The organism is Vibrio ulleungensis, from assembly GCF_016900875.1.
Classification (GTDB): domain Bacteria; phylum Pseudomonadota; class Gammaproteobacteria; order Enterobacterales; family Vibrionaceae; genus Vibrio; species Vibrio ulleungensis.
Map to the genome: position 1 here is coordinate 237,281 of NZ_JAFEUM010000006.1, position 21,130 is coordinate 258,410.

Annotated in this window: 17 protein-coding genes; 12 read left to right on the forward strand and 5 right to left on the reverse strand. The window is 47.2% G+C overall.

What is annotated here, in order from left to right:
• The first annotated feature begins 35 nt into the window (after nt 1–35).
• The gene (metF, locus tag JQC93_RS15345; protein WP_205159279.1) at nt 36–929 is read left to right on the forward strand and encodes a methylenetetrahydrofolate reductase; all 894 of its coding nucleotides are present in this window, start codon (nt 36–38) and stop codon (nt 927–929) included.
• Between the two features lie 66 nt (nt 930–995).
• Here metF and JQC93_RS15350 read toward each other — a convergent pair whose 3' ends face one another.
• From JQC93_RS15350 to argE, 3 genes are all read right to left on the reverse strand, one after another.
• The gene (locus tag JQC93_RS15350) at nt 996–1,517 is read right to left on the reverse strand and encodes a PadR family transcriptional regulator (RefSeq protein ID WP_205159280.1); all 522 of its coding nucleotides are present in this window, start codon (nt 1,515–1,517) and stop codon (nt 996–998) included.
• Nucleotides 1,518–1,813: 296 nt separating this feature from the next.
• Nucleotides 1,814–4,447, reverse strand: coding sequence for a phosphoenolpyruvate carboxylase (ppc, locus tag JQC93_RS15355; protein ID WP_205159281.1), 2,634 nt, complete (start codon nt 4,445–4,447; stop codon nt 1,814–1,816).
• A gap of 190 nt (nt 4,448–4,637) precedes the next feature.
• Entirely contained in the window at nt 4,638–5,777 is a 1,140-nt protein-coding gene (gene argE, locus JQC93_RS15360) for an acetylornithine deacetylase (protein ID WP_205159282.1), read from the reverse strand.
• 148 nt (nt 5,778–5,925) lie between these two features.
• Between argE and argC the strand changes: the two genes are divergently transcribed.
• From argC to argH, 4 genes are all read left to right on the forward strand, one after another.
• A complete protein-coding gene (argC, locus tag JQC93_RS15365; RefSeq protein ID WP_205159321.1) occupies nt 5,926–6,930 on the forward strand; it encodes an N-acetyl-gamma-glutamyl-phosphate reductase in 1,005 nt (334 codons plus the stop codon).
• Between the two features lie 53 nt (nt 6,931–6,983).
• Nucleotides 6,984–7,769, forward strand: coding sequence for an acetylglutamate kinase (gene argB, locus JQC93_RS15370; RefSeq protein ID WP_205159283.1), 786 nt, complete (start codon nt 6,984–6,986; stop codon nt 7,767–7,769).
• A gap of 79 nt (nt 7,770–7,848) precedes the next feature.
• Nucleotides 7,849–9,057, forward strand: coding sequence for an argininosuccinate synthase (locus tag JQC93_RS15375; RefSeq protein ID WP_205159284.1), 1,209 nt, complete (start codon nt 7,849–7,851; stop codon nt 9,055–9,057).
• A 262-nt stretch (nt 9,058–9,319) separates the two neighbouring features.
• The gene (gene argH / locus JQC93_RS15380) at nt 9,320–11,194 is read left to right on the forward strand and encodes an argininosuccinate lyase (protein ID WP_205159285.1); all 1,875 of its coding nucleotides are present in this window, start codon (nt 9,320–9,322) and stop codon (nt 11,192–11,194) included.
• A 202-nt stretch (nt 11,195–11,396) separates the two neighbouring features.
• On the opposite strand, the gene JQC93_RS15385 is transcribed toward argH, so the two are convergent.
• A complete protein-coding gene (locus JQC93_RS15385; protein WP_205159286.1) occupies nt 11,397–12,128 on the reverse strand; it encodes a glutathione peroxidase in 732 nt (243 codons plus the stop codon).
• Between the two features lie 130 nt (nt 12,129–12,258).
• On the opposite strand from JQC93_RS15385, the gene oxyR reads away from it, so the two are divergent.
• The gene (gene oxyR / locus JQC93_RS15390) at nt 12,259–13,146 is read left to right on the forward strand and encodes a DNA-binding transcriptional regulator OxyR (RefSeq protein ID WP_205159322.1); all 888 of its coding nucleotides are present in this window, start codon (nt 12,259–12,261) and stop codon (nt 13,144–13,146) included.
• Between the two features lie 147 nt (nt 13,147–13,293).
• Here the strand turns inward: oxyR and JQC93_RS15395 are convergent, their stop codons facing one another.
• Nucleotides 13,294–15,888, reverse strand: coding sequence for a penicillin-binding protein 1A (locus tag JQC93_RS15395; RefSeq protein WP_205159287.1), 2,595 nt, complete (start codon nt 15,886–15,888; stop codon nt 13,294–13,296).
• 135 nt (nt 15,889–16,023) lie between these two features.
• Here JQC93_RS15395 and JQC93_RS15400 point away from each other — a divergent pair, with 135 nt between their 5' ends.
• From JQC93_RS15400 to aroK, 6 genes are all read left to right on the forward strand, one after another.
• Nucleotides 16,024–17,010: a type IV pilus biogenesis protein PilM gene (locus tag JQC93_RS15400; protein WP_205159288.1), complete on the forward strand. Its 987-nt coding sequence runs from the start codon at nt 16,024–16,026 to the stop codon at nt 17,008–17,010.
• Nucleotides 16,997–17,584: a PilN domain-containing protein gene (locus tag JQC93_RS15405; RefSeq protein WP_205159289.1), complete on the forward strand. Its 588-nt coding sequence runs from the start codon at nt 16,997–16,999 to the stop codon at nt 17,582–17,584. Before JQC93_RS15400 ends, JQC93_RS15405 begins: the two co-directional genes overlap by 14 nt.
• On the forward strand, nt 17,577–18,176 hold the full coding sequence (locus tag JQC93_RS15410) for a type IV pilus inner membrane component PilO (protein WP_205159290.1): 600 nt from the start codon (nt 17,577–17,579) through the stop codon (nt 18,174–18,176). The genes JQC93_RS15405 and JQC93_RS15410 overlap by 8 nt, the downstream gene beginning before the upstream one ends.
• Nucleotides 18,169–18,672 carry a hypothetical protein gene (locus JQC93_RS15415; RefSeq protein WP_205159291.1) on the forward strand — a complete coding sequence of 168 codons (504 nt, stop codon included), beginning with the start codon at nt 18,169–18,171 and terminating at the stop codon, nt 18,670–18,672. The genes JQC93_RS15410 and JQC93_RS15415 overlap by 8 nt, the downstream gene beginning before the upstream one ends.
• Complete coding sequence (locus JQC93_RS15420; RefSeq protein ID WP_205159292.1) at nt 18,669–20,348, forward strand: type IV pilus secretin PilQ; 1,680 nt, start codon at nt 18,669–18,671, stop codon at nt 20,346–20,348. The genes JQC93_RS15415 and JQC93_RS15420 overlap by 4 nt, the downstream gene beginning before the upstream one ends.
• A 250-nt stretch (nt 20,349–20,598) precedes the next feature.
• Entirely contained in the window at nt 20,599–21,120 is a 522-nt protein-coding gene (gene aroK, locus JQC93_RS15425; protein ID WP_084884190.1) for a shikimate kinase AroK, read from the forward strand.
• Nucleotides 21,121–21,130: the final 10 nt, after the last annotated feature.

Consider the following 21,130-nt stretch of genomic DNA (forward strand, 5'->3'; position numbering starts at 1 on the left):
AAGTTTTCGGCAGACTTTGCCACAGGGAGTGAGTTATGGGTTATACACATGCGGGCCACATCGATGCCCTCAATCAAAACATTTCAGAATTGTCAGACGACATTAATGTCTCTTTTGAATTTTTCCCGCCAAGCTCCGAAGCCATGGAAGAAACCTTGTGGAAGTCGGTTCATCGCCTTAAAAAACTGCAACCAAAATTTGTCTCGGTTACCTACGGAGCAAACTCAGGTGAGCGTGATCGCACGCACTCAATAATCAAGGAAATCAAACAAGAGACCGGCCTAGTGGCAGCGCCTCACCTAACTTGTATTGATGCATCGCGTGACGAGTTGGTCGACATTGCTAACGATTACTGGGCCAATGGGATCCAAAGCATTGTTGCACTGCGTGGTGATATTCCTGCGGGTGGTGGCGCACCAGAGATGTACGCATCTGATTTGGTGACTCTACTCAAGCAGCAGCACGACTTTGATATTTCTGTTGCAGCGTTTCCCGAGGTTCACCCAGAAGCGAAAAGTGCGCAATCTGATCTATTGAACCTAAAGCGTAAAGTGGACGCAGGTGCTAACCGCGCTATCACGCAGTTTTTCTTCGACGTTGAGAGCTACCTACGTTTTCGTGACCGCTGTGTGGCGGCGGGGATCGACGTTGAAATCGTGCCAGGTATTTTACCTGTGTCGAACTTCAAGCAAGCGTCTCGGTTTGCCAAAATGAATAATGTGAAGGTTCCAGGCTGGATGGCCCAGCAGTTTTCAGGGTTGGATGATGATCCCACAACTCGTCAACTGGTAGGAGCCAGTCAAGCTATCGACATGGTGCGAGTATTGAGCCGCGAAGGCGTAAAAGACTTCCACTTCTATACGCTAAATCGTGCTGAAATGACTTATGCACTATGCCACACACTTGGTGTACGCCCACAAGCGGGTTAGTTTCCACAACTCCTAATCAATAACAGTAGGGCCAGCAATTTGCTGGCCCTATGTATTTTGGAGCGGTTACGGCGTTAGATGTTCTACCACCGATTCTGCCCATTCTATCCACGCCTGCTGCTGCACAATATTGCGCTTAAGAGTTAAGCGCTCTATTTGCCTGTGAGCTCCTTCAGCTTCAAATTGCTTATCTATGTTTAAGTAGTGACTTAAAAGACGCTTAGCACTCTCTAGAGCGCTTTTAAGCTGCGCTAGGTACTCAGACGACTCGATAGATTCGCATGCTGCCAATTTTGCACAGAACTCGTCACGCACTACAGGTTGCGTGGTCGGTTCCGATAACCATTGTTGGAGCGCACGTTGCCCAAGCTCGGTGATGGAGTATGTTTTCTTGTCGGGTTTACCCGACTGAGGAATTAATTCGCAAGTTACCCACTCATTGGCATCGAGCTTACCCAGCTCGCGATACACTTGTTGGTGGCTTGCTTTCCAATAAAAGCCGATGGATTGCGAGAACTGTTTAGTGATCTCATAACCAGTGGCTGGATGCTGATTGAGCACCGTCAAAATTACATGAGGTAACGACATAGGAAGCTATTCATCCTGTTGCAAAAAGTTCAAACAAATTAAGAAATAGATTTATTATTGGCTTCATTCTTTTGTACTGAGTGAAGCTCGTTTTTTATAGTGGTTTAGTTAAAGTATAGTGTAGTTTCGCGCTTATTGAAAAAATACTCAATAAGAAAAAATCGTTTGAATTTAATGACTTGACACAAGTTGCATAGATGGTTGAATGAAAGGCGGTCGAAAATGGCCAAAAAACTGAGATTGAGATCAAAAAAAGGCGAGGTTTTTATGCCTCGCCTTTCATATCAAAAAAAGTATTAACCAGTGTTACGCATACCTGCTGCGATACCCGCAATGGTGACCATTAACGCTTCTTCAAGTTGAGGGTCACTCTCTTGCATCTGGCGTGTTCGAGATAGAAGCTCGACTTGCAGCATGTTAAGAGGCTCTACGTAAGTATTACGAAGATTGATCGACTCAAGTCCCCATGGGTCGCTCTGCATCAAGTTTTCATGGTTGTCGACTTTTAGAACAGCGGTGACGTCTTTCTGCAATTGCTCGCGCAATCGATCGCCTAGAGGCCAGAGTGATTTATCCACCAACTTTTGATCGTACAGTTTCGAAATCTCTAGATTACACTTGGTGTACACCATCTCAAGCATACCAAGGCGGGTAGAGAAGAACGGCCATTCACGACACATCTCTTCAAGCAGCGCTTGATGGCCCTTATCGATAGAGAACTGTATTGCTTGTCCAGCCCCAAGCCAGGCAGGCAGTACAAGGCGGTTTTGACTCCACGAGAAAATCCATGGGATCGCACGTAAGCTTTCGACTCCACCATTAGGGTTTCGCTTCGAAGGACGAGAGCCTAGCGGCAACTTGCCCAGTTCTAGCTCTGGCGTTGCTGAGCGGAAGTAGGGAACGAAATCAGCTTCGCCGCGAACAACGTCTCGGTAGGCTTCACAAGATACTTCAGATAACACTTCCATAAGGTCACGCCACTCTTGCTTCGGCTCTGGAGGCGGAAGAAGGTTGGCTTCCAAAATTGCACTTGCGTACAGATTTAGACTGTTAACAGCAATTTCTGGCAGACCGAGTTTAAAGCGGATCATTTCACCTTGTTCGGTTACACGTAAGCCACCTTTGAGGCTTTTTGGTGGCTGAGACAGCAGCGCCGCGTGTGCTGGTGCACCACCACGACCAATGGTGCCGCCGCGACCGTGGAACAGAGTCAGTTCAATGCCTTCTTCTTCGCTGACTTGGACCAGCTTTTCCATTGCATCGTATTGAGCCCAGCCTGCAGACATTACCCCTGCATCTTTTGCAGAGTCAGAGTAACCAATCATCACCATTTGATGGTTTTGAATGAAGCCACGATAGAGATCGATTCCCATCAATTGACGGATAACCGCTTCTGAATTGTTAAGATCGTCCAGTGTTTCAAACAATGGACAAACGTCCATACGATATGGACAACCTGCTTCTTGCAAGATGAGGTGAACGGCTAGCACGTCCGAGGCAGTACGCGCCATTGAAATTACATAAGCGCCAAAGGCTTCGCGCGGTTGAGAAGCGATGATGCGACAGGTATCGAGCACCTCTTGTACTTCTGCAGAAGGTGTCCAATCACGTGGCAGCAACGGGCGCTTAGACGCCAATTCATTGGTGAGGAACGCAATTTTGTCTTGTTCACTCCACTCAGCATAATCGCCAATACCAAGATAGCGAGTAAGCTCTGAAAGCACATCTGAGTGACGGGTACTTTCTTGGCGGATATCGAGACGAACTAGGTGAACACCGAAACATTTAATGCGTCGTAAGGTGTCCAGCAGAGAGCCATTGGCAATAATGCCCATGCCACATTCTTTGAGAGAGCGGTAACAGACGAGCAGTGGTTCCCACAACTGGTCGGCATCTTTCAAGGATTCGAGGTTTGGTACGTCTGCGTGATGAATTTTCGCGTCCAGCACTTCTAGAGTATTAGTAAGCAGAGTTCGAAGCTTCTTAAGCACCGCACGATAAGGTTCGTTTTCGTCTTCACCTACCAATGCACGTAATTCGTCATTGCACTGAGTCATCGACAGTTCGCTGACCAGCTCATTGATGTCGCCTAAATACAGATCGGCTGCTTTCCAACGAGATAGGCGCATGACTTCTTTAGTGATGTCGTGGGTCACAAACGGGTTACCGTCGCGATCTCCACCCATCCATGATGAAAAATGCACTGGACGAGCGTCGATAGGCAGCTTTTCACCCATGTAATCTTTAAGCTTGTCGTTCATCTCACGCAAAAACTCTGGTACGGCTTCCCATAGAGAGTTTTCTACTACCGCGAATCCCCATTTTGCTTCATCAAGCGGGGTTGGGCGCTGTTTGCGGATCACATCCGAGTGCCAGCTTTGAGCAATCAGTTGCTCTAGGCGACGCTCGGTTTTAACTCGTTCGTTATCGGACAAATCACTCAGTTCTAACTTAGATAAGCACTTATTAATTTTGACCAATTTATTGATCATTGTGCGACGGGTGATTTCGGTAGGGTGAGCGGTAAGTACCAACTCAATGTTAAGTTCTTTAAGTGCTTGAGCGGTATCCAGCTTGCTGATGTCATTTTCGGTGAGTTTAGCAAACACCGATTGGAGCGGATCCGGATGGCAAACTTCATTATCGCAGTGACGAGAGATGGTGTGATACTGCTCAGCAATATTGGTGAGATTCAAAAATTGATTGAAGGCACGAGCTACAGGGGTCAGCTCGTCATTGCTAAGAGTGTGGATCTCATCGATCAACTTTTGGCGGTCGTCGGTGTTACCACTGCGTGCCGATTTCGAAAGCTGGCGCAGTTGCTCAATCTTATCAAGCATCGCTTCACCATGAGCGTCCTTGATGGTATTTCCAAGCAGATGACCTAACATGCTGACGTTACTTCTGAGTGCGGCATATTGCTGATTCATTGCATCGATCCTCGTAATTTAATTACATCCATTTGCGTACTCGAAACCCCAATGTATCCATTTTTGCCAAGTCGAGTCAAATATTCTGATCAAAAAAGGCGCAACGTGCACCAATGAGAGACATTGACTCGCTCAGAGCGTCAGGGTTCCACCGAAAGTTGAAATTAACTTTCATAAATCTAAGGAATGTTTACGTAAAACAGTAACTTTGTATTGAACGCTGCAATAGCGATACCGTTGGATCGATAAATTCAAACGCCAAAAACTCATCCGGCTGATGCGCTTGCTCAATCGAGCCCGGGCCCAATACCAGTGTAGGACACAATTGCTGCAGAAACGGAGCTTCGGTACAGTAGTTAACGCTTTGCGCTTCTTTACCACTGAGATCTTGCATTTGCCCTACAAACGGGTGGTCATGAGAACATTCGTAACCCGGAATAGGGTCGTGCAGTGGACGAATATCGATAAGACCAGCCCACTTCGCTTGAACCTCTTCAAGTGCACTGTGTAGTAACTGATCGAGTGCCTCTAAGCTCATCCCAGGTAGAGGGCGCACATCATAATGGAGTTCACAGCAACCACATATACGATTGGCGCTGTCTCCACCATGAATGTGACCAAGGTTAAGGGTTGGGTTTGGAATATCAAACCCTGGGTGACGATAGTCCTTGATCAGCTTGTCGCGCAGTTGAGTCATTGCGAACAGCACTTCCTGCATCACTTCAATGGCATTGATGCCCAAGCTTGGATCCGATGAATGTCCTGATTTCCCCGTCACTCGAATGGCGTTAGCTACATGCCCTTTATGCGCATAGACCGGCACCAAACTAGTGGGTTCACCAATAATGCAGTAATCAGGTTTAAATGGAGCGTCGTCGGTAAAGTGTTTAGCCCCCAGCATAGTGGTTTCTTCATCACAGGTTGCCAGAATATACAGTGGTTTATTTTGACCGTTCCACTGCATATTTTTTACCGCTTCTAATATAAACGCAAAGAACCCCTTCATATCGGCGGTGCCTAGGCCGTAAAAGCGATTGTTTTTCTCGGTTAACGTATGAGGGTTAAAGCTCCAACGACCCTCGTCAAACGGAACGGTATCGGTATGGCCTGCCAGTAATAGTCCGCCGCTGCCTTGGCCTTTTTGTGCAATAAGGTTGTGTTTGCCTTTCGCCACCTCAACGATTTTGGTGTCAAAACCCAAATCAGTAAACCACTGCGCCAGTTTGTCTATGACCTTGGCATTGCCTTCGTCCCAGCTTGGATCACTGGAACTGATGGACGAGGTGGAAATCAAATCGGAATAGATTCCTTTAAACGAGGGAATTTGCATGTAAATACCTTATCTACTATTGACAGCTCACGATGAAAACTGTAAAACACATAATAAATCACAATAAGTGAATAAAAACTCAAAATAAAGCTAAAAGAGTAAATTTATACTCGAAAATGGCAAAATTAAGAAAATGGGAATGTCGTTGATGTTAAAAGTCTCCATAGTAGGTGCAAGTGGGTATACCGGTGCAGAGTTGGCACAGATGGTGGCGAAACACCCACACCTGACGTTAGCAGGTTTGTATGTATCGGCCAATAGTGTCGACGCACATAAAGCGATGGCGACTCTTCACCCACACTTGACTGGGGTGATCGATTTGCCAGTATTGCCACTGCAAGACCCACAGCAGGTTGCTACTCAAAGCGATGTGGTCTTTTTGGCGACCGCTCATGAAGTCAGCCATGATCTAGCCAGCACGTTTATCAATGAAAATTGCCAAGTCTTCGACTTGTCGGGCGCATTTCGTGTTAAACAGCCTGGCTTCTACGACACCTATTACGGCTTTGAACACAAATTTGACGCATTGCTAGATGCCGCTGAGTACGGCTTGGCCGAGTGGAATCAGGCGGGCATAAAGCAAGCACAACTGATTGCCGTACCGGGGTGTTACCCAACCGCCTCACAACTGGCGATCAAACCCTTAATTGAACAGAAGTTGGTGGACCAAGCTTTTCCTGCCGTGATCAATGCAACCAGCGGCGTATCTGGAGCGGGTCGCAAAGCCAGTATGACCAACAGCTTTTGTGAAGTCAGCCTGCATGCCTATGGCATTTTTAGTCACCGTCACCAGCCAGAGATTGCAACGCACTTAGGTGCTGCGGTTATTTTTAACCCGCATTTAGGGAATTTTAAGCGGGGTATTTTGGCTACCATCACCTTAAAACTGCAACAAGGTGTAACCGCCGAACAAGTGGCGCAAGCGTTTGAAAAAGCGTACCAAGGCAAACCTGCTGTTCGATTGTTTGGCCAGCAACAGGTGACCTTACAGCAAGTCCAGCAGACGCCTTATTGCGACATTAGCTGGCAGCAACAAGGTGAGTATGTCGTACTTACCTCAGCCATCGACAACTTGCTTAAAGGGGCATCGAGCCAGGCGATGCAATGTTTGAATATTCATTATGGTTTTGAAGAGATGACAGCGCTGGTTTAACGGCCTATCTTGCAAAGTATTTTACCGAAATCACACACGTGAAAGGACATGAAATGAAGACACCATTGGTTATCAAATTAGGCGGAGCAGCATTAGAGTGTAGCAATACACTGCAGCAACTGTTTGGTGCGATCGAACACTACCAGGCTACTGCCAAGCAAGGTGTGATTTTGGTTCACGGCGGCGGTTATTTAGTGGATGAGCTATTAACTGGCCTTAAACTTGAGTCGGTGAAAAAGTCCGGTCTTCGCGTGACACCAAAAGAGCAAATTAATTACGTTACCGGCGCGCTAGCAGGTACGGCGAATAAGCTATTGCAAGCTGAAGCAATTAAAGCGGGTGTTAAGAGTGTGGGGTTGAGTCTTGCTGATGCAGGCTTGACCGAAGTGACTCAACTGGACCCAGAACTGGGTCATGTCGGAAAAGCTCAGCCGGGGGATGCCAGTGCTGTGCAAGCGCTGCTTTCTTTAGGTATCACCCCAATCATTAGCTCAATAGGTATCACGGCAGATGGTGAACTCATGAATGTGAACGCTGACCAAGCGGCCGTCGCCATTGCAGGCGCAGTCGATGGTGACTTGGTTCTTCTGTCAGACGTCAGCGGCGTGCTTGATGGTAAAGGCCATTTGATTCCGGCGCTAAACAGTGAGCAAGCCAACGCATTAATCGATGGCAAAGTGATCACCGAAGGCATGATTGTCAAGGTGCTTGCTGCACTCGATGCGGCACAAGAACTTGGTCGACCTATTCAAGTCGCAAGTTGGCGATACGTGGACAAACTCAACGCATTATTAGCGGGTGAAAGTGTAGGAACACAGTTTCTTCCGCAAGCAGATTAGTAAACCTTAAAAAGCGAATTTGATGTAATAGCCCGAGACATGACCGCCAAGTCACCCTCGAGGCCCAAGGAGAAAAACTATGAGTAAAGTAAATAAAGTGGTAGTTGCCTACTCAGGCGGTCTGGATACTTCTGTGATCATTCCATGGCTAAAAGAAAACTACGATTGTGAAGTGGTTGCGTTTGTTGCCGACGTTGGTCAGGGCGATCATGAGTTAGAGGGTGTGGAAGAAAAAGCCAAAGCATCTGGTGCATCAGAGTGTTATGTGGTTGACCTAAAAGAAGAAATGGTAGCTGATTACATTTTCCCTACCCTAAAAACTGGCGCATATTATGAAGGTAAGTACCTGTTAGGGACATCAATGGCGCGTCCTATCATTGCTAAAGCACAAGTGGAAGTTGCACGTAAAGTGGGCGCGGACGCATTGTGTCATGGCTGTACAGGTAAAGGTAACGACCAAGTGCGTTTCGAAGGCGCCTTTGCTGCGCTTGCCCCTGATTTAAAAGTGATTGCTCCGTGGCGTGAATGGGATCTTGTAAGCCGTGAAGAGTGTCTTGATTACCTTGCTGAGCGTAATATTCCGTGTGCAGCGTCTCTCACCAAAATTTACTCTCGTGACGCAAATGCATGGCACATTTCGACAGAAGGTGGCGTTCTAGAAGATACATGGAACGCTCCAAACGATGATTGCTGGGAGTGGACCGTTGATCCTGAGCAAGCGCCTAATGAAGCTGAATATGTCACTCTCAAAGTTGAGCAAGGCGAAATCGTTGCTGTCGATGGTGAAGAGATGACTCCGTACAACGCGTTGGTGTACCTAAATGATAAAGGTGCAAAACACGGCGTTGGTCGTATCGATATTGTTGAAAACCGTCTTGTCGGCATGAAGTCTCGCGGCTGTTATGAAACTCCTGGTGGCACCATCATGATGGAAGCACTGCGCGCAGTAGAGCAACTGGTGCTGGATAAGACATCGTTTGAGTTCCGTGAAGAGCTAGGCATTAAAGCGGCGCACCTCGTCTATGATGGTCGCTGGTTTACTCCGCTATGTAACTCAATCATGGCTGCCGCTCAAGAGTTGGCAAAAGATGTCAATGGTGAGGTTGTGGTTAAGCTTTATAAAGGTCAAGCAGTGGTTACTCAAAAACGTTCTGACAACAGCCTGTACTCTGAAGAATTTGCCACTTTTGGGGAAGATGAAGTATACGACCAAAGCCACGCAGAAGGCTTCATTCGTTTGTTCTCACTGCCTTCTCGTATCCGCGCAATGAATAAAGCGCATAAGTAGTCAATCTATTTCTAGATAACTTTAAGGCCTGTACAAAATTGTACAGGCCTTTTCTTTTGCCACGATGCGAGATTCTTTATCTCACCTAAATTAAATTTAAATGCACTATTTGTGAATAAGTATTAATTAATTTGCATTTTAGTCTTTATTTTTATTCTGTTTTGCCGTACCTTAGCAGCATAAACCTCAGCGTGTGAATTTTGGCTAAAACAGCCTAAGACACAGCAGTTTAGAATGACTGAGCATTTTTAGGAGAGCGACTATGGCATTGTGGGGCGGAAGATTTACCCAAGCGGCGGATACACGGTTTAAAGACTTTAACGATTCACTTCGTTTTGACTACCGATTGGCCGAGCAAGACATCGTTGGTTCTATTGCTTGGTCTAAAGCGTTGTTGTCGGTCAATGTGCTTTCTGAAGAAGAGCAGCAGAGACTGGAGCTTGCGCTAAACGAGCTGAAACTCGAAGTTATGGAAGACCCTGAGCAGATCTTACGCTCTGATGCCGAAGACATTCACTCGTGGGTTGAGCAGCAGCTAATCCATAAAGTGGGTGACTTAGGCAAGAAACTCCACACAGGCCGTTCGCGTAATGACCAAGTCGCCACCGACCTTAAGCTATGGTGTCGCCAGCAAGGCAATCAACTGTTACTTGGACTGGATCGCCTGCAAGCGAAGCTAGTTGAAGTTGCTAAAGCTCACCAAGGTACGGTCTTACCTGGTTATACTCACTTGCAACGTGCACAACCTGTGACGTTTGCTCACTGGTGTTTAGCCTATGTAGAAATGTTAGAGAGAGATTACTCAAGATTGAGTGATGCTATCCAACGTTTAGATACTTGCCCACTTGGTTCTGGCGCACTGGCGGGAACCGCCTACCCAATGGACAGAGAAAAACTGGCTCACAATTTGGGTTTTCATAGAGCGACTCGCAACAGCCTAGATTCTGTTTCCGACCGTGATCATGTGATGGAGCTAATGTCGATTGCTTCTTTGTCGATGCTGCACCTGTCGCGCCTTGCTGAAGATATGATTTTTTATAACTCGGGTGAGTCAAACTTTATTGAACTCGCTGATACGGTCACCTCTGGCTCATCACTGATGCCACAGAAGAAAAACCCTGATGCGCTTGAACTAATCCGTGGTAAAACTGGCCGTGTTTATGGCGCGCTTGCCGCAATGATGATGACTGTTAAAGCGCTACCTCTTGCCTATAACAAAGATATGCAGGAAGACAAAGAAGGCCTATTCGATGCACTCGATACATGGAATGACTGTATGGAAATGGCCGCTCTGTGCTTTGAAGGCATTAAAGTGAACGGTGAGCGTACTCTTGAGGCTGCGAAGCAGGGTTACGCTAACTCGACAGAGCTGGCTGACTACCTGGTTGCGAAAGGCATTCCATTTAGAGAGGCGCACCATATTGTGGGTGTTGCTGTAGTCGCCGCCATTGAGAAAGGCTGCGCACTGGAAGAGCTTTCGATCGAAGAGCTGCAGCAGTTCTCTGAGGTTATTGGCACCGATGTGTACGACATATTAACCATCGACTCCTGCCTCGAGAAACGAAGTGCATTGGGCGGCGTGTCTCCAAAGCAAGTTGCGTTTGCCGTCGAACAAGCCGAAATTCGTATCGAGCAGCGTGATAATGCGGGTGTGAAAGTGCGAGCGGCTCGTCTTACCGATATCGACGCGCTAGAAGGCATGGTGACTTACTGGGCTGGACTGGGTGAGAACTTACCAAGAACACGCAATGAGTTGGTGAGAGACATTGGTTCATTTGCGGTGGCAGAGCAAGGCGGTGAAGTCACTGGTTGCGCCTCGCTGTATGTGTATGACTCAGGCCTTGCAGAGATACGCTCGTTAGGTGTAGAAGCTGGCTGGCAAGGTCAAGGACAAGGCAGCGCGATTGTGTCGCATCTCGTGGACAAAGCGAAGCAGATGGCGATTAAAAAGGTGTTTGTGTTAACTCGTAGCCCAGAGTTCTTTATGAAGCAGAGCTTTATTCCAACGTCTAAAACCCTGCTACCTGAGAAAGTGCTTAAAGATTGTGAGCAGTGCCCTCGTCAACACGCGTGTGATGAAGTGGCTTTGGAAGTCAATTTGGATGAACAGCTGATTGCAAAAATGAGCGTTGCCTAGCGGGTCAAAATTAATTTGTGCTGTAACTGATTATATTCTCTGACAAATTAAAAAAAATGACGTTTTTATGAACTCATTTGGGAACCTAATCGTAGAAGCAGTGTCTTAATTAATACCACTGCTTTTTCTTAGATGAATCTAAGAAGCCCCGTACCGACTTGGTACGGGGCTTTTCTTTTTTTTGCTGGGGTGTTCTCGCTTACTAAGCGCCTAAGTAGACATCCAACTCTTCGCTGCCACCAATGTGCTTGCCACCAATAAAGACCTGAGGCACGGTTTCTCGACCTGTTACAGCGCGAAGCGTAATGCTGGTTGCATCTTTGCCTAACACTATCTCTTCGTATTGAAGGTTATTGTCGATAAGTGCTTGCTTAGCCTTCATGCAAAATGAGCAGCCCGGCTTACTGAATACGGTGATTGCGTCTTGCACTTTATGTTCTGGGGCAATGTACTCTAGCATAGTGTCTGCATCAGAGACTTTGAACGGGTCACCTGGCTCGTTAGGTTCGATAAACATCTTCTCTACTACGCCATTTTTAACCAGCATACTGTAGCGCCACGAGCGCTTGCCAAAACCAAGATCGTTTTTATCTACTAACAGCCCCATTCCGTCAGTGAACTCACCATTTCCATCAGGAATAAAGGTGATGTTGTCTGCTTCTTGATCGTCTTTCCAAGCATTCATTACGAAGGTGTCGTTCACCGAAACACATACGATGTCGTCAACACCATGCTCTTTAAACACCGAATGCAACTCATTGTAGCGAGGCAGGTGAGTGGATGAGCAGGTAGGGGTAAATGCCCCTGGAAGACTGAATAGGATCACTGTTTTGTCTTTGAAAAGCTCATCAGTGGTAATGTTGACCCATTGATCACCTTGGCGGGTTGGGAAAGTCACTTGCGGTACGGCCTTGCCTTCTTTTGAGCTAAACATGATGCGTTCCTTTATAAAAGTTCTAAATAAGCACTTGCGCTTTGATAGGGACAGTATCGCTCAATTATGTTGATAGGTACAATTGTTTGGTGCTATGGTTTTGATAGATATTGACTATGGAATCGATGGCGTGAATTTAAGAGATTTAGAGTACCTTGTTGCTTTATCGGAGCATCAACATTTTCGCAAGGCTGCAGAGGCGTGTTTTGTGAGCCAGCCTACGCTGAGTGGACAAATCAAAAAGTTGGAAGATGAGCTCGGTAGTAGCTTGTTAGAGCGCAGTAGCCGCAAGGTGTTGTTTACCGATGTCGGTGAACAGTTGGTCGCTCAAGCGCGGACCATTCTTGGGGAGGTTCGCCGATTCAAAGAGATGGCAAGCAGCCAGGGCGATGCCATGGAAGGACCTATACAGATTGGTTTTATTCCAACGGTTGGTCCTTATCTACTGCCTAAAATCGTACCAGGGCTAAAGGCTCAGTTTCCACAGTTGGAGCTGTTTCTGCACGAGGCACAGACTCATATTTTGGTCGAACAACTGCAAGAAGGAAAGCTCGATTGTGTGGTTTTAGCGCAGGTCGAAGAGACGCAAATATTTAGAGAGATTCAGCTATTTGACGAGCCGATGATGCTTGCTGTACCCGATACGCACCCTTGGAGCGAACGCACAGAAATTGAGATGCAGGAGCTTAATGGCAAGACCGTATTATCGCTGGGCGATGGACATTGCCTGCGAGACCAAGCGTTAGGGTATTGCTTTGCAGCTGGCGCTGAAGACGATCAAAGCTTTAAAGCCACCAGTTTAGAAACGCTACGAAATATGGTTGCGGCAGGCGGAGGGATCACCTTATTGCCTCAACTTGCTGTACCTGAGCAGCGTGTTAAAGATGGAGTGTGTTATCTAAAAGCAGATACACCGGTGCCATCGAGAAGCATTGTACTGGCTTACCGACCGGGTTCGCCCTTTAAAGCCAAGTTTGAGCAGTTGGCCAAATCAATTGCTTCGCTTATTACGTTTTAGTCAGATATTTTTACCGGTCAACGCAATTACCTGACCAGTTGATTACTTCGATTGGTATTGAATCTTTGAACTCAATACCAAGATAAAAAAAGCCCTCTATCAAAGAGGGCAATCATTTAATTAGAGCGTTAGTTAGGTTTAGTAAACCTAGAACAGAGAGCCGTCGTCTTCCGTCTCTTCGTCATCATCCCCACCGATAAATAGATCATCAGAGAATGTGTCACGATCTTTAGAGATTGACTCCGTTGGCTCTGTGCCTCTCAAAAAGTATTCCATTCGAGACGTTTCGTCGGTTTTGTGCGTCAGCAGTCCTGTTTCACGGTCGATACGAGCGCGTACAATATCGTTCGGCACTTTTGAACGTTGTGCCGGTACGTCCGCCAGCGCTACTTTCATGTAGTCAATCCATGCTGGTTGTGCTGTTTTCGCGCCTGCTTCTCCACCGCTGACCTGCTCATTTGCGGCGAAATTTTTGTTCACTGCAGTACGGCCTAGATCGCGATTGTGCGCATCAAAACCAACCCATGATACAGCCACTACACCTGGCCCGTAGCCACTGTACCAAGCATCTTTTGAACTGTTGGTGGTACCGGTTTTACCACCGACATCACGTCGTTTCAGTGCCTGAGCTCTAAAACCAGTACCATTCCAGCCTGTGTTTTTCGCCCAGTTTCCGCCACCCCATACATTGCTGTATAGCATTTCGCGCACTAAAAATGCCGTTTGCTCAGTGATGACTTGTGGCGCATATACGGTTTCTTCGTGGCCAACAAATTCGTGGACGTCCTGTTCATTGAACTCTTCGCCACCTTCTGACTCAGTAACCAGCGGCGTGCAGTCTTTGCGACAGATTTCAACTGGTGCTGCTTGGAACTCAATATCACCAAACGGAGTTTCTACACGATCAATGATATAGGGTTCGACGTAGTAGCCGCCGTTGGCAAAGACAGAGTAACCTTGGGCCATTTGCAATGGCGTTAAGCTACCAGCACCCAAGGCAATGGTTTCAGAACGTGGCAGTTTATCCAGCTCAAAGCCAAATCGCGTTAAGTAATCGCGTGTCTCGTCCAGTCCAACATGGCGTAGTGTGCGAACGGCCATGACGTTTTTAGATTGTGCTAAGCCAATGCGCAAGCGCGTTGGACCTAAGTAGGTCGGTGGAGAGTTTTTTGGTCGCCAAGCTGTACCAGCACTTTGGTCCCATTGGTTAATGGGGGTGTCGTTAATTAGAGAGGCCAGTGTCAGTCCCGAATCCAGCGCAGCAGAGTAGATGAAAGGCTTGATGCTCGAGCCGACTTGTCTAACCGACTGCGTAGCGCGATTAAATTTGTTGTGCACAAAGTTAAAGCCACCCACGAGCGACAGTATTTGTCCATTTTCTGGGTTCATCGCCACAAAAGCGGTATTGGCAGCTGGGACTTGGCTAAGCTTCCAAGCAGTAACCACTTGTTGCTCTTCAAATACCCCTTCTTCTATTTCGACCAGTTGTTGTTCTGTCTGTTTTGGGTAAACCCAGATTTGCTCGCCCGCGGCAGCAATGTCGGCAGCGACTTTAGGCGCTGGACCTTGACGAGTGTCGGTTAAGAAGCGGCGAGCCCACTTAATATCATCCCACTCTAAGGTATGTGTACCTTGCCCCTTTACAAATACGCGAAGCGCTTTTTCTTGAACCTCAACAATGGCGGCTGGACGCAATTGACCGTAGCTTGGTTGCGTACGCAGCGCTTTGACGATTTCAGCCTCAGAGAATGACGGTTGATCGCTTTTCCACAGTTCGCGCTCGGCACCGCGATAACCGTGACGAAGGTCGTAAGCCATTAGGTTGTTGATTGCTGCGTCAGTCGCAGCAGCTTGCTGCTTGGCATCGATAGTTGTGAAAACGCGCATTCCAGATGTGTAGGCGGATTCTTCTCCGTATTTATCGACCATCCATGCACGTGCAATTTCGGCCACGTAAGGTGCACGGACTTCAATTTCGGCGCCATAAGACTTGCCATTAAACTCCTCTTCTCGAGCGGCGTCATGTTCGGCTTGCGATATTTTATTTTCTGACAACATACGCGCCAAAACTACATTTCGTCGAGTGGTGGCGCGGTCGGTCGAATAAATCGGGTTCATGGTCGATGGCGCTTTAGGAAGGCCAGCAATAAGCGCAAGCTCACCCAAACTTAGGTCGGTCAGTTCGCGTCCAAAGTAGACTTGAGCTGCGGCACCTACCCCGTAAGAGCGATGCCCTAAGTAGATTTTGTTGAGGTAGAGCTCAAGGATTTCTTCTTTTGTCAGCAGTTGTTCGATGTGTACCGCAATGAAAATCTCTTTAATTTTCCGCATGATGCGCTTGTCGTTGGTCAGGAAGAAGTTTCTTGCCAACTGCTGCGTAATGGTACTCGCACCTTCTTTTAGACTGCCTGAGGTCGCGACAACAATGGCTGCCCGAGTCATACCTATTGGGTCAAATCCAAAGTGGTCGTAGAAACGACTGTCTTCGGTGGCAATAACCGCGTCAATCAACTCTTGAGGCATTTGATCGAGTTTTAGCGGAATACGTCGCTTTTCACCAAACTGCGCAATCAGTTTGCCTTCTTTGCTGTAAACCTGCATAGGCGTTTGAAGTTGCACGTCTTTTAATACGGCAACATCTGGAAACTGTGGCTTGAGATAAAAATAGAGGCCAACTGTGGTCCCTATCCCAAGAACGATGCAAAACAGTGCAAGCAGCGCTGTGATCTTTATGAACTTCACCGAGTAATCCTTGATTGTGTGGCTACAACTCGATTCCAAATCGAGTACATAAATAGTAGTTCTTAAGGGCGCATTTTAACCGCTTTTGAGTGGTTAATCTTTATTTTTTACCAAGAGTTAACAAAAGGATGCGTTATGGTCAGCAATGCATTGATAGGTCTAGAGTTTGATGAGCATCAATTGTCAGCAGTTGTATTGGAGTGCAAACGTAAACGGTGGCAAGTCGTCGGGCGGTATCGACAAGAGTATGGGCAACGTATCCCTTTATTTGAGGAGCCAGTAAAACTTGCACCACTGCTTGCTCAATTTAAAAAGTTACGTAAGCAGATTCCGAATAAGTTAAAACGCGTAGCCCTAGTTCTGCCTGATTACTGGGTGATGCAAAAAAATTTGCAAGTGGCTACCGGAATGACGGAGCAAGAAACGTACGAGAACTTATGTCATCAGCTGTCTGATGCTCCGATTAATGTTCACGATGTTGCGATGGACTTCTACTCGGAGCGAGCTGAAACAGCGCCGCGTGGTCTGGAGAGCTTCTCAACGATGATGCAGTCTGTACGGGTGCTGACACTCAAAAAACGAATTCAATCAACCCTGATCAATCAGCTTCAACGAGCTGGATTCATCGCGCTCTTTTTTGCTCCTCATACTCACGCATTGATGGCAACGAATCACTGGGCCAATCAGCAGAGTCCCCAGCCGTGGTTGAGTTTGCATTTGGGCCAAACACAATGGAGCGCAGTGGCCAGTGATGAGTCCCTTTGTCGTTACTGGCAGCACTCTCAATTGCAACTTTGTGGAGAGCATTCACCGTATCAATTTGAGCGAGATCATGTGGTGTCGTCATTAAGTAAAGTTCTGCTGCAAATGGAGCTTTCTATTGAGACCAAGTCCAAAGCCGAAAAACAGGGAGTGTGGCTAAGCTGTGATTTTGATTCTGAGCTCCACCTTTTGCAACGTTTGGAAAATGCTCACCTTGACGTTCAGCCATTGCCCACTCATATCGATGATTCGGATGTTGAGCTGGCGATTGCTCCGTTAACGGGCGAGCGCTTGATGTTACTCGCAACTGGGGCTGCCTTGTGCGCTATTGCATGGAAAGCACATCATGCGCTGGGTTGAGGTTAATCTCGTTGATTGGCGAGAAGCGGCACGTAAGCAAGCTTTGGTGCGTTGGGCGTTAGTCTCGTTCTGCACAGCGAGTACGGTTCTGGCGGTTGCACTTTGGCAGAGTAAAGAGTTAAAGCACAGGCTCGATGGAGTGCAGTCACATATTGATGTGCTAGACAGTCGAATAGCCGCTTTGCAGTCGCAGCAAGAAGGGTTTAAAGAACTAGAGCAAGAGTGGCAAAAACTGACAACGTTTGAGCGCTATACAGCCAAGCTGATTGAGCGGCGTTTATGGTGGTCGCAATTTTTGCACGCGCTGCCTCAATGGATTGTGAGTGACGTCTATTTGCAGCGATTGGACTACCACTTTCCAAAAGTGAGTGGGCAAGGTATTGCGTTTAGCTCACAGGGACTGACGGCGCTGCTCTCTCGAATGACCACTTCCTCACAGGTTTCGTCAGTTCGCTTGGACAACGTTACGCACGATGTTCATTGGCTTGGATTGACTGGTAGTCGCTTTCAGATCCATTTCGAATCTGTGCCGATCCTTTCTACTCCTTCGTCAATGAGCCACCACAGTGATTGAATCCAGAATAGAGCTGTCCACAGTACTCTACTGGCAGCTGCGAAAGGTGATTGTTTTGTGCTGTATTGTCAGCGCCATTATATATGCCTTGGTGTATCTATCCTGGATACGTCCGCTGCAGCAACGTTTGACAGCACAAACTGCGTATCAGCAAACATTGACTCACAATGAGTCAATGCAAAGGTCAGCGCTTGAAAGCCTGCAGCCGATGGTGAGCGAGCTTAACGAGTTAAAAGGCTCGACAGCGGAGGCGCTGCAATTTTTTGTTCGCCCAAATCAGCTTGCGTCGGTAATAGCTGTAATCAGTCAAGCGGTGACCTTAACGGACGTTCGTGTACAAAAGGTTGAATGGCTGACTGCGCAAGCCATTGAGCATTACATTGAAAATCCACTTCGTATTCAGCTGTATGGAAACTATCAACAGTTGCTGGAGTTCAGTGACCACCTTGCGAATGCTCCGCACGTTATTGACGTGAAAAAAGTGCTTATCAACAGAGAGTCACCTGATAGTGAACAGCTACACGTTGATATGTTGCTAAGCACTTATCAGTTAACAAGGGAAAGCTCGATAACAGGGCGCCATGATGGTTAATAGTGCAAGGCTCGAACTAGGCTCTGCGTCGCTTATTTGGGCTGTGGTAATTGTGATTGCGGCGACTTTGAACTCATCAAAACTGTGTGCCAGTGCGGTTGAGGAAAACGAATTAACCCCAAGCACAGTTGTACCGCTGTCGCCATTTAGGTTGCCAAATCAAGTCGTTCTCACCGTCGATACTAGTAGGAGTCACCGAGTGGACGCGGCGGCAGCAAAGAAGGCATCTTGTGATGCACAAGTTCAGCAATGGCAAGCCTTTGCTGCGGGCTATGAACTTGTCGCTACATTACAAAAGAACAGTAGTTGGAGTGCGGTTATAAAATGGGATGCTCACCGCTATCAGTGGGTAAAGGAAGGAGAGCATGTTGCCTCAGAAAGTGCTTGGGTTTCTGTCATTGCTGAGGGGACTGCACTACTTACTCGCAATGTCTGGCAAGAGGGCTGTATTGCAACGTCAGTAAGCTACTTGTTGCGATATAAGGCTCAGCCATGATCGTACTGTTTTACTCGAATCGAGCCCTATCCTTGTGTTTGGCGATGATAGTGATGCAAGTGGTGCTTGTGGGTACGTCACACGCCGAACCGATAAACCGCCTTGTTCAACAGCAACTGTTCTTAGAAAGCAAACAACAAACGGTTCTAGAATTAACGTTGGAAAACAGTGCGATTGACGTTCAGTTGCTTGAGCAGGGTAGTGACGTCCATATTCTTCTTCGAAGCACTGCCATCGATGGGGTTCGCCCTATACCAATACTACCATCGGACGGATTGGTTGCCTCAATCAAGGCGACGCAGCAGGACGAAGATGTGCTTTATCGGCTGATGTTAACCGAGCCAGTGACCGTTAGCCATGTGAGTCAAGGCAACGTACTCTCCGTCACTTTGACAAAGCAAGTCTCAAAGGCATCACTGCAAAATGTTTCTGCTGTAACGCTTAACTTTCAATCGGTGCCACTACGCCAAGCATTACAAATCCTAGCGCAGCACAATCAAATAAACTTGGTGATGTCGGACAGTGTTCAGGGAGAGTTGTCAATCAACCTCAAAGACGTTCCTTGGCAGCAAGCGTTATCAACTATTCTGCAAGTGAAACAGTTGGAGAAGCGAGTAGAGGGAAACGTCATGTTGATCGCCCCAGTGAGCGAAATGATTGCCACCCAACAACATCGCTTGCAACAATCAGAACAAGCACAGCAAAGTGGTCCGTTGATGACTAAGTTGGTTAAGCTGCATTACGCGAAGGCCAATGAGATTGCTGCGATGTTGGTTAACGACAGTGGCATCAATATGCTTTCCCAGCGAGGCGCTGTTAGTGTTGACGAACGCACTAATACGTTATTAGTTCGCGACATCACCAGTAACCTGTCTGTGCTCACCGAACTCATTGAGCAGCTGGATGTTCCGGTAAAGCAGGTCCAAATTGAAGCTCGAATCGTGACGGTTGACGAAGGAGACTTGGATGAGTTAGGTGTGCGATGGGGTGTAATGGGAAGCAGTGGCGAACGATCTGTTGCAGGTAGTATAGAAGGCAACTTATGGCAGGCAGGGATGTATGGGGACGACAACTTAGACATCGACGATTTTCTCAATGTGAATTTGGGGTTGGTGAACCCCAATGCCTCGAGTATCGCGTTTCAGGTGGCTAAGTTGGGCTCAGACTTACTGCTGGATCTCGAGCTGTCTGCATTACAAGCTGAGGCCAAAGCCGAAATCATCTCTAGCCCTAAAATCATTACCACCAATAAAAAGGCGGCTTATATTGAACAAGGCACCGAAATTCCATATTTAGAGGCGGCGTCTAGCGGTGCCACGTCTGTATCGTTTAGGAAAGCGGTATTGAGTTTAGAAGTGATCCCGCAAATTACTCCAGACAACCGTCTGGTGTTGGATCTTAATGTAACTCAGGACCGTCCTGGTGAAGTGGTAAAAACAGGGTTTGGAGAAGCCGTTGCAATCAACACTCAACGCATTGGCACTCAAGTGTTAGTCAATAATGGTGAAACCGTAGTGCTCGGAGGGATCTATCAACAAAGCCACTTAAGCAATGTCGATAAAGTCCCGGCTTTTGGGGATATACCTGTTTTAGGAGGGCTGTTTCGGCGTACCTCTGACAAGAAGGCCAAAAGTGAATTGTTAATCTTTGTAACCCCTACCGTCATTGAAGATTAATTATAGAAATCACTTCAATTAATAGTTATCTAAAACAAGGGTTTGCGTAGGAAAACTACCGGATTGCACGGTGTGGGAGAAAAAAAGTCCAAAATAAATTTGCATTCGGACTATCTAGACTGGATAATTTCGGGTCTTTTCACAACTAGACTGTGAGGAATAGGTGCTGCAATGAGCGTGTTAAACCGCTTCGAATTCTAATTTCATTGTAGCGATGTCATTGATTTAACGTTGTAAATTACTGCTGAACATGGCTGAAAAACGAAATATTTTCCTTGTTGGCCCTATGGGGGCTGGCAAAAGCACAATTGGACGACACCTAGCGCAACAACTTCATATGGAGTTTATCGATTCAGATACTGAGATCGAAGAGCGTACTGGCGCAGATATCGCATGGGTATTTGACGTAGAGGGTGAAGACGGATTCCGTAAGCGTGAAGAAGGTGTGATCAATGATCTCACTGAAGAGCAAGGTATCGTACTGGCAACAGGCGGCGGCTCAATCATTAGCAAAGAGAATCGTAACCGTCTTTCCGCTCGAGGTGTTGTGGTCTATCTTGAAACCACCATCGAAAAGCAACTTGCACGTACCAACCGTGACAAGAAGCGCCCACTTCTACAAACCGAGGAAGCTCCTCGTAGTGTGCTCGAAAAACTGGCTGGGGAACGTAACCCACTTTACGAAGAGATCGCTGATTACACTGTAAAAACAGACGATCAAAGTGCTAAAGTAGTCGCCAACCAAATCATTAAGATGCTCGAAGAAAGATAATTGCGATAGG